At 56.9% G+C, this 11742-nt stretch carries 12 protein-coding genes and 4 tRNA genes; 9 read left to right on the top strand and 7 right to left on the bottom strand.

What is annotated here, in order from left to right; translation table 11 throughout:
* Positions 1-27: 27 nt before the first annotated feature.
* The 6 genes from J4D28_RS10640 to mgtE all read left to right on the top strand — a co-directional run bounded on the left by J4D28_RS10640 (position 28) and on the right by mgtE (position 4047).
* Entirely contained in the window at positions 28-1269 is a 1242-nt protein-coding gene (locus J4D28_RS10640) for an aspartate kinase (RefSeq protein WP_007921569.1), read from the top strand.
* Between the two features lie 185 nt (positions 1270-1454).
* On the top strand, positions 1455-1643 hold the full coding sequence (gene csrA / locus J4D28_RS10635; RefSeq protein WP_002554426.1) for a carbon storage regulator CsrA: 189 nt from the start codon (positions 1455-1457) through the stop codon (positions 1641-1643).
* Positions 1644-1705: 62 nt separating this feature from the next.
* Positions 1706-1796, top strand: a tRNA-Ser gene (locus J4D28_RS10630).
* A gap of 107 nt (positions 1797-1903) precedes the next feature.
* Positions 1904-1980, top strand: a tRNA-Arg gene (locus J4D28_RS10625).
* Positions 1981-2052: 72 nt separating this feature from the next.
* Positions 2053-2129, top strand: a tRNA-Arg gene (locus J4D28_RS10620).
* A gap of 475 nt (positions 2130-2604) precedes the next feature.
* Complete coding sequence (gene mgtE / locus J4D28_RS10615) at positions 2605-4047, top strand: magnesium transporter (RefSeq protein ID WP_007921578.1); 1443 nt, start codon at positions 2605-2607, stop codon at positions 4045-4047.
* Between the two features lie 144 nt (positions 4048-4191).
* On the opposite strand, the gene J4D28_RS10610 is transcribed toward mgtE, so the two are convergent.
* Positions 4192-4518 (bottom strand): Arc family DNA-binding protein, encoded by a 327-nt coding sequence (locus J4D28_RS10610; RefSeq protein ID WP_003178899.1) that lies wholly within the window; start codon positions 4516-4518, stop codon positions 4192-4194.
* A gap of 381 nt (positions 4519-4899) precedes the next feature.
* Between J4D28_RS10610 and phnN the strand changes: the two genes are divergently transcribed.
* A complete protein-coding gene (gene phnN, locus J4D28_RS10605; RefSeq protein WP_101283201.1) occupies positions 4900-5484 on the top strand; it encodes a phosphonate metabolism protein/1,5-bisphosphokinase (PRPP-forming) PhnN in 585 nt (194 codons plus the stop codon).
* Here phnN and J4D28_RS10600 read toward each other — a convergent pair.
* Both J4D28_RS10600 and J4D28_RS10595 read right to left on the bottom strand, forming a co-directional pair.
* Positions 5459-5638, bottom strand: coding sequence for a PA3371 family protein (locus J4D28_RS10600; RefSeq protein ID WP_016702529.1), 180 nt, complete (start codon positions 5636-5638; stop codon positions 5459-5461). The genes phnN and J4D28_RS10600 overlap by 26 nt on opposite strands.
* A 25-nt stretch (positions 5639-5663) precedes the next feature.
* A complete protein-coding gene (locus J4D28_RS10595) occupies positions 5664-5906 on the bottom strand; it encodes a hypothetical protein (RefSeq protein ID WP_028683178.1) in 243 nt (80 codons plus the stop codon).
* A 297-nt stretch (positions 5907-6203) separates the two neighbouring features.
* Between J4D28_RS10595 and J4D28_RS10590 the strand changes: the two genes are divergently transcribed.
* Both J4D28_RS10590 and J4D28_RS10585 read left to right on the top strand, forming a co-directional pair.
* Positions 6204-6280 (top strand) — tRNA-Arg (locus tag J4D28_RS10590).
* Between the two features lie 97 nt (positions 6281-6377).
* Positions 6378-7556 carry an ankyrin repeat domain-containing protein gene (locus J4D28_RS10585; RefSeq protein ID WP_103330922.1) on the top strand — a complete coding sequence of 393 codons (1179 nt, stop codon included), beginning with the start codon at positions 6378-6380 and terminating at the stop codon, positions 7554-7556.
* A 19-nt stretch (positions 7557-7575) separates the two neighbouring features.
* On the opposite strand, the gene J4D28_RS10580 is transcribed toward J4D28_RS10585, so the two are convergent.
* The 4 genes from J4D28_RS10580 to J4D28_RS10565 form a co-directional block, all read right to left on the bottom strand.
* Positions 7576-8697 carry a DegT/DnrJ/EryC1/StrS aminotransferase family protein gene (locus J4D28_RS10580; RefSeq protein ID WP_053269720.1) on the bottom strand — a complete coding sequence of 374 codons (1122 nt, stop codon included), beginning with the start codon at positions 8695-8697 and terminating at the stop codon, positions 7576-7578.
* Positions 8694-9092 carry an FdtA/QdtA family cupin domain-containing protein gene (locus J4D28_RS10575; protein ID WP_007921600.1) on the bottom strand — a complete coding sequence of 133 codons (399 nt, stop codon included), beginning with the start codon at positions 9090-9092 and terminating at the stop codon, positions 8694-8696. The genes J4D28_RS10580 and J4D28_RS10575 overlap by 4 nt, the downstream gene beginning before the upstream one ends.
* Positions 9089-10657, bottom strand: coding sequence for a glycosyltransferase family 61 protein (locus J4D28_RS10570; protein ID WP_039968495.1), 1569 nt, complete (start codon positions 10655-10657; stop codon positions 9089-9091). Before J4D28_RS10570 ends, J4D28_RS10575 begins: the two co-directional genes overlap by 4 nt.
* A 77-nt stretch (positions 10658-10734) precedes the next feature.
* Positions 10735-11667, bottom strand: a complete 933-nt coding sequence (locus J4D28_RS10565) for a phytanoyl-CoA dioxygenase family protein (protein WP_009050311.1) — start codon at positions 11665-11667, stop codon at positions 10735-10737.
* Positions 11668-11742 lie beyond the last annotated feature (75 nt).

Raw genomic sequence — 11742 nt, 5'->3', positions numbered from 1 at the left:
CCCTTTACGGGCTGAGGCGGCTTAGAAATGGCTTTGATCGTACAGAAATTTGGAGGCACCTCGGTCGGTTCCGTCGAAAGAATCGAGCAGGTCGCCGACAAGGTGAAAAAATTCCGCGAAGCCGGTGACGACCTGGTGGTTGTTCTGTCGGCCATGAGCGGCGAAACCAACCGTCTGATCGACCTTGCCAAGCAAATCAGCGGCGACGGTCAGCCGGTTCCTCGCGAGCTGGACGTGATCGTTTCCACCGGCGAGCAGGTGACGATCGCACTGCTGGCCATGGCGCTGATCAAGCGCGGCGTTCCGGCAGTGTCGTATACCGGCAACCAGGTGCGGATTCTGACCGATAGCGCGCACAATAAAGCGCGCATATTGCAGATCGACGATCAGAAAATTCGCGGTGACCTGAAGGCCGGCCGCGTGGTTGTGGTCGCAGGTTTCCAGGGGGTCGACGAGCACGGCAACATCACCACCCTCGGTCGTGGCGGTTCCGACACCACCGGCGTGGCACTGGCGGCGGCCCTGAAGGCTGACGAATGCCAGATCTACACCGATGTCGACGGCGTCTACACCACCGATCCGCGTGTGGTGTCCGTGGCCCAGCGCCTGGACAAGATCACCTTCGAAGAAATGCTGGAAATGGCCAGCCTGGGCTCCAAGGTGTTGCAGATCCGCGCGGTCGAGTTCGCCGGCAAGTACAACGTTCCGCTGCGCGTACTGCACAGCTTCAAGGAGGGTCCGGGTACCCTCATTACTATTGATGAAGAGGAATCCATGGAACAGCCGATCATTTCCGGCATCGCTTTTAACCGCGATGAAGCCAAGCTGACCATCCGTGGCGTGCCAGACACTCCCGGCGTGGCCTTCAAGATTCTCGGCCCGATCAGCGCCGCGAACATTGAAGTCGACATGATCGTGCAGAACGTTTCGCACGATAACACCACCGACTTCACCTTCACCGTGCACCGCAACGATTACCTGGCGGCCCAGCAAGTACTGGAAAACACTGCCCGTGAAATCGGCGCCCGGGAAGTGGTAGGCGACACCAAGATCGCCAAGGTCTCGATCGTTGGCGTCGGCATGCGCTCCCACGCGGGCGTTGCCAGCCGCATGTTCGAAGCGCTGGCCAAGGAAAGCATCAACATCCAGATGATCTCGACCTCGGAAATCAAGGTTTCCGTGGTGATTGAAGAGAAGTACCTGGAACTGGCTGTGCGCGCTCTGCACACGGCTTTCGAACTGGACGCTCCGGCCCGACAGGGCGAGTGATGCGTTGCCCGAAGGGCGCGGTTTACCGCGCCCTTCGTTTTTTTGATCGGCGTGACAGAAAACTGTTCTTTTGCTCGCGCTAGTCAATACTTAGGCGTGTAGGGCTACGGCCGTCCTGGTTGTAGGTCGATACCCTTTTTTTTGCAGACTGTTGTCCCTGAAATGAAATGCGTGAGGAGAAAGGTATGCTGATTCTGACTCGTCGGTGCGCAGAAAGCCTGATTATTGGTGATGGCGAAATCACCGTGACCGTGCTTGGCGTCAAAGGAAATCAAGTGCGTATCGGTGTCAACGCCCCTAAAGAGGTAGCGGTGCACCGTGAAGAAATTTACCTGCGGATAAAGAAAGAGAAGGACGAAGAACCAAGCCATTAATTTTTATCGTTTTTTTTGTTTGCAAACGGGGAGAAAGCTGGTTAATATACGCCCCGTGTTGCGGAGAGCTGGCCGAGTGGCCGAAGGCGCTCCCCTGCTAAGGGAGTACACCTCACAAGGGTGTCGGGGGTTCGAATCCCCCGTTCTCCGCCATTATTTACTTAGTTCGTTGTAATCTGGCTTCTTCTGTAAGTTGTTGAAATTACTAGAAAAAGTGCTTTACAAAAAGATTTAACGGCCTATAATGCGCGGCAACAAATGCACTCGTAGCTCAGCTGGATAGAGTACTCGGCTACGAACCGAGCGGTCACAGGTTCGAATCCTGTCGAGTGCACCATTTAAGAGTTGTTTGCAGTGATGTGAATAACTTGGCTCCAACCAGTCGTGGTCTGGTCTAAAAACACAAAATGCACTCGTAGCTCAGCTGGATAGAGTACTCGGCTACGAACCGAGCGGTCACAGGTTCGAATCCTGTCGAGTGCACCATATACCAAGAAGCCCGCATTCATTGCGGGCTTTTTGCTTTCTGTCGTTTGGCTTTTCTCCCTTCTTTATTGATTCCTCTCTTTGAACGCCGCGATCATTCTGGCGTCGTATTCAGCGTGTGCCTGTCTTTTTTGATGTGGCCCTTCGAAAGCTCCCGGCAATTGTGAATTGATAGCGGGGGAGAGTTCCGGGCGCAGTTTTTTCGTCTGGGGTGTGTTTTCTTTTTCGGATGGTGCGTCGCAGCTTTATAGATTCAGCGCTTCTTCAGCTTTGCGTCGCAAGCGCTTGTTCTTGCCATGATTTTTTAACGTTTAAAGCCGTCAAGCGGTGTATGATTGCGCCCGTCAGCCCCGCCGGGGCTTGTGGAATACCTCCATGGACTTACCCAGTAGTTACTCAGTATCCCGTTTTTACAATCATGAATTGACTGATTGATCCTTCCGGCGTGCTCCTCTGCTGGGAGTGGAGTTCGCCTATGACCGAAGTAGAAGTAAAGAAAACACAAGACAGCCTGCAGGATCGCCTCGCTCAAGTCGTTGAGCTGCTGCAGCGCCAGCGGGTGGTCGAAGACCTGACTCATCGTCAGGAAGGTCATCATCAGGATCGGGTCGAGAACCTGGTCCACCGGCAGAACCTCGTCGAGCTGCAACGCAAACTCGATGATCTGCACTCCGCCGACGTTGCCTACATCCTTGAAGCCTTGCCGCTCGACGAGCGTCTGACCGTCTGGCAGTTGGTCAAGGCCGAGCGCGACGGCGACATCCTGCTCGAAGTATCCGATTCCGTACGTGAAACCCTGATCGCCGACATGGACGATCATGAGCTCCTGGCTGCTGCCAAGGAGATGGACGCCGACGAACTTGCTGACCTGGCTCCCGAGCTGCCGCGAGACGTTGTCCATGAGCTGATGGAGGCGTTGGACGGCCAGCAGCGTGAGCGCGTTCGCTCCGCCTTGTCATATGACGAGGAGCAGGTCGGTGCGTTGATGGACTTCGAGATGGTGACTATCCGTGAGGATGTCAGCCTTGAAGTGGTCCTGCGTTATCTGCGTCGTCTCAAAGAATTGCCTGGCCATACCGACAAGCTGTTCGTCGTTGACTATGACGGTGTGCTCAAGGGCGTGCTGCCCATCAAGCGGTTGCTGGTGAATGATCCGGAGAAACAGGTTTCTGAGGTCATGGCCAGCGACCCGGTAAGTTTCCATCCGGATGAAGATGCCTACGACGCTGCGCAAGCATTCGAGCGTTACGACTTGATCTCGGCGCCGGTGGTCGACAAGAACGGCAAATTGATCGGCCGTCTGACCATCGACGAAATGGTCGACCTGATTCGTGAGGAGAGTGAGACCGAAGTCCTCAACATGGCCGGTCTGCGCGAAGAGGAAGATATTTTTGCCTCGGTCTGGCGTTCCCTGCGCAACCGCTGGGCCTGGCTGGCAATCAACCTGATCACTGCATTCGTCGCTTCGCGAGTGATCGGCTTGTTTGAAGGCTCCATCGAAAAGCTGGTGGCCCTGGCGGCCCTGATGCCGATCGTGGCGGGTATTGGCGGCAACTCGGGTAACCAGACCATCACCATGATTGTTCGCGCCATGGCGCTGGACCAGGTCAGCACCGGCAATACCTCGCGACTGATGCGCAAGGAGCTGGCGGTGGCCTTGATCAACGGCCTGGTCTGGGGCGGAGTGATCGGCGTGGTGGCCTACCTGCTCTATGGCAGCTGGTCGTTGGGTGTGGTGATGACGGCGGCCATGACACTCAACCTGTTGCTGGCGGCGTTGATGGGGGTTCTGATTCCGATGACGCTGGCGCGTCTGGGGCGCGACCCGGCAATGGGGGCCAGTGTCATGATCACGGCCATGACCGACAGTGGCGGCTTCTTTATCTTCCTTGGGCTGGCCACCATCTTCCTGCTCTGATCCTGCATACAGCCCCTCTAATGGGGCTGTATCGTTTTCTCCATCCCTTTGCGATCCAGGCTCCAGTGCTTTTGTAGCGTTCGAGCGGTAAATTTCGGGTAAAAAAAAGCCAGCACAAGGCTGGCTCTAGCTTTCGAGGTCGAATCAGGAAGCGTCTGCGGCCATTTCGGCGTCATGGGCGATCAGCGAAACGAGGGCGTTCTGCTGGCGGTGGGAAAGTTGACGGAAACGTTGAAGCAGTTCGCGTTCATGCAAGGAGAGCTCTGGGCTGTCCAGGCGCATGCTCAACTCTTCACCCAAGGCGCCTTCCTGAATAAGACTCTGCTCCAGGCGCGCGATGATTTCGGAGTTCATGCTGCGGTGATGATTGCGTGCCACCTCGGCAATGCGTTCACGCATCCCGTCGGGTAGACGTACGACGAACTTGTCAGCCGTACGGCTGGAATAAATTGCCTGTTTCAATGGGCGCATATATTTAACCGGTTAGTTCAGGGGAGCGGTTCTCGGAGTTGGCCGCGGGATGTCAGTTAGGACAAGCGTTGCTGCCAAATGTTCAACCTGAATTGTTAAGAGGCCCGCATCATGCCTCAAAATAGCCAGATCCTTGGCGTCAATTCTGTGACAAATATTGAACTGGATAAAGGCGTTATGCCAGCACCAATTATCAGAAATGCGGACTGGTTTGAAAAGATTGCCTGTCCGCCTATCTGCCCGCGTCCTGGTGTCCGAGAGCTGGCACGCTTGTGCGTCGCCAGACGGGCTTGCATGCGGATCCGATCATTGTTTCCTACCTTGTACAGGATAGTGGCAAATTGCCGATTTACTAGGCTGCGAGCGCCATGGAGTCTTTGAATGCCAGGCAGATTGATTTATTTGATGGGGCCTTCCGGGTCTGGCAAGGACAGCCTGATCGAGGCTGCGCGCCGGCCTTTGGCGCAGTTCGGCTGCGATGTGGTGCGGCGGGTGATCACCCGTTCCGCGGAATCCGTGGGGGAAGAAGCCCATGGGGTAAGCGCTGACGAGTTCGAACGCCTGGAGCGGCAGGGGGCCTTTGCCTTGTGCTGGCGGGCGAATGGCCTGGCCTACGGAATTCCCGTGCAGATCGACGAATGGCTGGCCAGTGGGCGTCATGTCCTGATCAATGGCTCCAGGGCTTACCTGGATCAGGCTCGCCAGCGTTATCCGCAGCTTTTGGCGATTCTGTTGACGGTGGACATCGACGTGCTGCGGCAAAGGCTGACGAGTCGCGGTCGCGAAAGTGCGGAGCAGATCGAGGCGAGGCTCAAGAGAAGCGCTCTTTTTTCCGCTGAGGACGGACCTGTGCTGGGAGAATCCGTGTTTTTTCTGGACAACTCAAGCGAGCTGTCCGTGACGCTTGAGCGTTTTCTGAAGCTATTGAGAGATCAGGGGATCAGCGCAGTACCGGGTCGAACTTGATTTTGCGTCCCAACACCAGTGCTAGCAGGAACAAGCCGGAAAAAACGCCACAAGCAATCAAGGACGCATCACCCACGGCCTTTTCAGTGGTGAAGCAACCCAGTGTGGCGCTGAGTACTGCCAGGATGAGAAGGCCTTTGGCAAGTCGGGACATTAACAGGCTCCTGATAGGGTCATATTCAAAATACCCAGCTTTCGGGTCTTGGGTTGGCAGGTAGAACAATGGCTTCCGGGGTATCGGAGACCTGCGTCATACCAGGATTCTCCGATGTGCTGCTCATCACAGCCCATTGCGGGGCCTGGTGTTGCACGGAGTGGGCCCTGTACTGGGTACTCTGATCAGCGCTGCCATCAGGCTGAAAGTGGAAGATCACCAGTACGGCGATGGCAATGGCATTCGATAGAAGAAGGGCGCTGTTCATGGGCTTGATCTCCACTGTTCTTTCATAGAGATGAAGCAGCGCTCATGCCAAGAGTCTAACCTCTAATAAACCCTTTAAAAACAATGAATTAATAGGGTTTTTAGAAGGCAGGAGATTGCATTCTGCAATGATGGCTTTTTGCAGTGATGCAATTTGCACGACGGCTCTGGCAAGTTGCCTGATGGCTAGAGGTAGCCACCGGTTAAAAAGCCCTACTCACAACATGACAAAATCAGGGCTGGCCGTTAACATGCACGCCGTCCTTTGCGCCGCAGCAGTATCCGCGGTGGTCAATTTGTCCCAGTAGCTCAATTGGATAGAGCATCCCCCTCCTAAGGGGAAGGTTGGCAGTTCGAACCTGCCCTGGGACACCATCTACTTCCGGGCTTTCAGGCCAAACGTGGTTCTCTCCCTTATTTCGCAGCAGCGGCTACGTTTGTGCACACAGTTCTCGATGCTGTGGAGTCATCCATGATTGTCATTGCTGGAAAAAACAATATTTCGGTATTCGGCCTGGAACAGGCTCTGCAACAATTTTCGCCCGACGAAATTGCCGTGGTCTGCAACCGTAACGACACGGGTGTCGACGGTTGGCAACGTTCGTTGCGGGCGGCGGCGCTGAAATATGGCGTACGTGAGATCAGCCTGGAGACGGCTTACGAACTAGCATCCGTTGCGTTCATTTCCCTGGAGTTCGACCGGATCGTCGTGCCTGAGCGCTTCTCCATCAGTCGCGTGTTCAACATTCATTTCTCGAAGCTGCCGGAATACAAGGGCATGTTTACCTCGGTCTGGCCGTTGCTGGAGTCCAGGGCAGAAGCGGGTGTGACCTTGCATTTCATCGACCGGGGTATCGACACCGGGGACATCGTCGCGCAACAGGTATTCCCGATCCTGTCCTGGTGGACCTGTCGCGATCTGTATTTCGCCTTTAATCAGCATGCCGGCCAGTTGTTGGAGCAGTGGTTTGCCACGTTGGTCGATGGGGACCTCGGAGCACAGCCACAGAGTGCGGTGGGGTCCAGCTACTTCTCAAAGGACGCCATCGATTATGGGGCGTTGAGAATCGATCCGCTGTCGACGGCCTGGGCACTACGCAATCAGATCAGGGCGTTCGCCTTTCGTGAATATCAGTTCTTGCGCTGGGAAGGAAAGCCGGTGGTCTCGGCGACGATTCTGCCTGGGCGTTCACAATTCAAGGCCGGGACCCTGATCAACGCAACCGAGGATTATGTCGAGCTCTGCACCATCGATTACGACGTCCGGCTGAATTTTGATCGATTGCCGGAGATGCTCAAGGCTTGTGAACAGGGCGATCTGGAGGCGGTAATGGCGCTGCAGGCCAATATTGCCGGTTACAACGATGCCAACCCGCAAGGCTGGACGCCGCTGATCGTCGCCAGTTATGCGGGCGCCTATGAGGTGGTTGACTGGCTGTTGCAGCAAGGGGCCGACCCGGAGCGGAGCAACAACAAAGGCACGACGCCCTTGATGTATGCCAAGGACGCCTACCTGGCCGGGCGTTGTCGTAGAACCTTTCCGTTATTGCTGCGCAGGGGCGCTAGGCTGGAGGCTGTCGATCATTCCGGTCGGGCACTCGCCGACTATGTGACGAACGAGCAGTTCGCTCAGTTGCGAGGCGCTTTCTAGGTACCTCGCAACAGGCGCATCAGTGGGCTGTGAACTGGTTGATGGCAGTGACAATGTATTGCTGTTGTTCCTCGCCCAATGTCGGGTAGATCGGCAACGACAGGATCGAGTCATGCAGCGGGGGCCGGGAGGCCCTAGAGGTCCTGGCCAGATCGCTGTAGGCCCGCTGCTCGGTAATCGCCAGCGGATAGTGAACCAGGCATTGGATGCCACGTTCGGCCAGATACGCCTTCAGTTGATCGCGCCATGGGCAGGTAATGACATACAGGTGCCAGACATGGGCGCTTGCTGTCGTGACCGAAGGCAGGGTGATACCCGGGTGCCGGATGTGTTCGCTGTAGTAGAGGGCGACGCTGCGTCGACGGGCAGTATCGCTGTCCAGGTGTGCCAGCTTCACCCCCAGCATCGCGGCCTGGATTTCATCGAGGCGGCTGTTCACCCCTTGATAATCGTGCTGGTACTTGATGCGTGAGCCGTAGTTGCCCAGCGCCCGGACCAGGGCTGCCAGCTCGGCGTCGTTGGTGGTGATGGCACCGCCGTCGCCCAGGGCTCCGAGGTTCTTCCCGGGGTAGAAGCTGAACGCCGCGGCATCGCCCCAGTTGCCGGCCTTGCGCCCGGCCAGTTCAGCGCCATGGGCCTGGGCGGCATCTTCAAGCACCAGCAGGCCATGTTTGTGGGCCAGCGCCATGATCTGTGGCATCGGCGACAGCTGGCCATAAAGATGCACTGGCAGTATCACTCGGGTTTTGTCCGAGATGGCCCGTTCGACGGCCTCGATCTCCAGGTTGTGGGTGGCAGGGTCGACATCCACCAGGATCGGCGCCAGATCGTTTGCCAGAATGGCCGAGATAGTGGCGATAAAGGTGTTGCTCTGCACTATCACTTCATCGCCGGCCTGAAGCTTGCCTTGCTCTTTCCAGGCACGCAGGATCAGGGTCAGGGCATCCAGGCCATTGGCGACGCCGATGGCATGGCGACTGCCACAGTATTCGGCGAAGGCGGCCTCGAATTGCTCAAGCTCTCGCCCCATCAGGTACCAGCCGGAGTCGATCACGCGGCTGCAGGCGGCTTTGAGCTGATCGGCATATTCGTGATTGATGCCTTTCAAATCCAGAAACGGGATATTCATCATGTGAGTCATTGTCCGAGCATGTCCATGAACTGGGCATAATCTCGGACATAGTCGCCTTCTTCGTAGAGTTGATCGGCCAGAACCATCAGTACACAGTCTGGAGAGAAGTCATACATCTCACGCCAGATAAAGGATTCGATCAGCAGGCCCTGGCAAGGATTGTCCAGGGTGATGTCGATCTTTTCCCGGCCGTCGTCCAGCAGAAAACGGCACGAGCCGCGTACGGCGATTGCCACCTGCTTGAGGGTCTTATGGGCATGGTAGCCGCGGCGAACCCCTTCACCGGTATTGAACATGTAGTACACCCGCTTGACTGGGAAGGGGATGTTTTTCCCTTCTTCCAGGGCGATCAGCGAGCCACGGTCATCGCCGTGGGTCTGCAGCGGCAGAATGTGAATCTTCATCGCGTCTCCTTTTCGAGCCGTTTCGACAAATGCTGTTGCAGCCAGTTTTCAACGCTCTTGGCGTCGACCCGATAATTCCGGTAATACAGTTCCCTGGAGTCGGTCGAGCCTACCCGGTAAGCGATGTAGTCCATTTCGACGCCGACGACCGCCGCCAGGTTGGAAAAGCACGACAGCTCCCCGTATTCCTCGGCCATCCAGCACAGGGCGCGAGCGTTTTTCGAGGCGAAAATCAGATTGGTCCAGGCCGCGCCGGTGGGGCCAACTATGACTTCGGCATTGGCCATGATCGCCACCTGATGGTTGATGTCCTGCTCTTCCATGTACACGCAGGTAAACCCATAGGGTTCCAGCAGCTTGAGGATCTCGGCCTGGTTGTAGTGCCGGAGAAAGCCTTTGCGGGCCAGGAATACTCGTTTGGGGAGTTCACTGATGGGAATGTCATGGGCCAGATGCAGCGCCTTTTCCCGCAGGAAATGGATCGACTCCGGGCGGACGAAGCCGCTGCTGGCACTGTTCTGTGCCGCGCCTTTGAAGTTCGGGATCATATTGTTCGGGGCACTGATCAGCAGTAGGTCGGCCACCTGGTAACTGGTGATGTTTTCCAGGAGCACCAGCGGGCGGTCAACACCGATTGCCTCGATCAGGGCCTTGATCGAGGGAATGTTCTGGCTGCTCTTGGAGATCAGCAGTGGATAGTCCGCATAGTGCGGCGGCAGTTCGGCCACGAATTGCAGTTGCGACAACACTTCTACCGTCCAGTGGTAATAGTTCTGCTCGTTGCAGCCGCTGATCAGCAGGCCTTTTTCCAGCTCCACAGGCTTGCCGCTCCTGACCAGGGCCAGGCGCTGCCCATGGTAGAGCAGGTGCGCAGCACTATAGTCGGCCTGCAGGGATTTCGCCGTGGGCACTCGCTCCAGCACCAATTGCCCGTCCGGCAGTATCACCGAGCGGGACACTGAACAGACTTGCCCCTGGCGGAAGTGGTAGAGAGCTATCTCGGGTAATTCCAGGGTGATCGCCGGTGTCGATTGATGGATGAATCGTGGCGGCTGGCTGGTGCCTGGTTGGCTCGGGCGAAAGACATGGACCTTGTGCTCGTCGCTTTCATCCAGCCAGCGCAAGGCCAGGCGCCGGGTATCCTGGCGTCGAAAAAACAGTCGATACAGCAGGTCGCTGATCAGCCCCGGTTTTTTGCATAGCCGTTCATAACCCAGTTGCTCGAGGTGTTTGCCAATACGCTGGAACCATGGGAGCTGCGAGTTGATCTGCGCGCCATGGAACACTTCGACCTTTTGCTCATTGATGGCCAGCTTCTCAGTGAGCTGCGGATGGATCTCGCGGTAGTAATCGCTGGCGATGATGATCTTGTCGAAAGCCAGCGAACTCAATTGCTGAGGCGCGTGGATCAGTTTGCCGAACAGGCGCTGGCCCTGCTTCTGCTGGTTGTTATCGACGAAGCCGATCACCCGGTAGCGGCGGCGGTTGTACTTGTAGAAGTTGACCCCGCCGGCGCCGGTACCGAATATCAGCACCCGCGCTTTTTGTCCAAACCCTGTCGACATATTGACCTCGTCTTGCTGGTGCGGCCGGTGGTAGATCGTCACCCGAGCGGTTCGCCCGCTCGGTAAAGGCGGTGACGCTAGCCATTGTTATTGATGATGTTGCCCTTGATCTGGGCGATACCCTTGGCGTTCAGGTCGCGTCGGGTCCTTATCGGTTGCAGCTCGCCCTGGATTGCGGCGTTGATGGTATCAATCGCGGTCTTGCCGGTGTTACTCCGGGACTTGCCCAGCAGATAGCGCAACGACAGGCGGAACTGTTCCGACTCATTGGCCACCGGCCGCGTACCGTGCAAGGTGCAGTTGTGCCAGAGCCCGACGTAACCCGGTCCGCCCGTCAGCCGGTAATCCTGGCAGGCCATCTGCTGCCCCTGATCGTCGGCGTAGGTCCATTGGTCGTGTTCCTGATGTTCCAACTGATGAGGGAACAACGTGGCGCCAAAACGGTGAGTACCGGGCATCAGGTGCAGCGGTGAGTCGTTTTCGGTGACTTCGTGCAGGTACACATAGAGGGTCAGGAAGGTCGAAGGGTCGAGTTCCACCCGGCCCTGGGGCCAGTCGATGATGTCCTGATGAAAGTCGATCCCGCGGAAGTAGGTGATGTCGCGAAAGGGCTTTTTGATGTACGGCCCCAGGTTCGCCACATTCACATCGCGGATCTTTTCCCGTACCCAGTCCGGCAGCCATGAGTCCGGTACGCCGCACACCGCTTTCTTGATCACCACTTCATAGTCGGCGCCGAGCACTTCATCGAGCACCGCGCTGAGGCGCGGATCCTGCTCGATGAACTGCAACTGCGGCTCGAAGGCATTGAGGAAGTTGAAGGTCTTGTTCGGGTTGGCGTTGAGGTGGTTTTCCTGGGCCAGGTATTCAGCCTCGTCCATGAACAGCCCGGCCCCGAAGGCCCGTGCGGCGACCATCTCGCGGTACAGCGCCTGCGTGCGGTCAGCGTCCAGGATCTCGCCAAAGATGTGGGCGCCCTGGTCGATGAGGTTTTGGATACAGGTTTGCATGTTGCGCTCGTTTTGACTGTTGCTGTCTGTCTGCAAGGTATCGGCGTGGCTGGCCTGAAGTTGATGCCGCCCGGC

Source organism: Pseudomonas sp. GW531-T4 (assembly GCF_017349615.1).
Classification (GTDB): Bacteria; Pseudomonadota; Gammaproteobacteria; order Pseudomonadales; family Pseudomonadaceae; genus Aquipseudomonas; species Aquipseudomonas chlororaphis_I.
This window is presented reverse-complemented; position numbering and strand designations above follow the sequence as displayed.

Excerpts from the sequence above, each read along its gene's own strand:
- J4D28_RS10640 (WP_007921569.1), top strand. The coding sequence starts at position 28 with ATGGCTTTGATCGTACAGAAATTTGGAGGCACCTCGGTCGGTTCCGTC.
- csrA (WP_002554426.1), top strand. The coding sequence starts at position 1,455 with ATGCTGATTCTGACTCGTCGGTGCGCAGAAAGCCTGATTATTGGTGAT.
- mgtE (WP_007921578.1), top strand. The coding sequence starts at position 2,605 with ATGACCGAAGTAGAAGTAAAGAAAACACAAGACAGCCTGCAGGATCGC.
- J4D28_RS10610 (WP_003178899.1), bottom strand. The coding sequence starts at position 4,518 with ATGCGCCCATTGAAACAGGCAATTTATTCCAGCCGTACGGCTGACAAG.
- phnN (WP_101283201.1), top strand. The coding sequence starts at position 4,900 with ATGCCAGGCAGATTGATTTATTTGATGGGGCCTTCCGGGTCTGGCAAG.
- J4D28_RS10600 (WP_016702529.1), bottom strand. The coding sequence starts at position 5,638 with ATGTCCCGACTTGCCAAAGGCCTTCTCATCCTGGCAGTACTCAGCGCC.
- J4D28_RS10595 (WP_028683178.1), bottom strand. The coding sequence starts at position 5,906 with ATGAACAGCGCCCTTCTTCTATCGAATGCCATTGCCATCGCCGTACTG.
- J4D28_RS10585 (WP_103330922.1), top strand. The coding sequence starts at position 6,378 with ATGATTGTCATTGCTGGAAAAAACAATATTTCGGTATTCGGCCTGGAA.
- J4D28_RS10580 (WP_053269720.1), bottom strand. The coding sequence starts at position 8,697 with ATGACTCACATGATGAATATCCCGTTTCTGGATTTGAAAGGCATCAAT.
- J4D28_RS10575 (WP_007921600.1), bottom strand. The coding sequence starts at position 9,092 with ATGAAGATTCACATTCTGCCGCTGCAGACCCACGGCGATGACCGTGGC.
- J4D28_RS10570 (WP_039968495.1), bottom strand. The coding sequence starts at position 10,657 with ATGTCGACAGGGTTTGGACAAAAAGCGCGGGTGCTGATATTCGGTACC.
- J4D28_RS10565 (WP_009050311.1), bottom strand. The coding sequence starts at position 11,667 with ATGCAAACCTGTATCCAAAACCTCATCGACCAGGGCGCCCACATCTTT.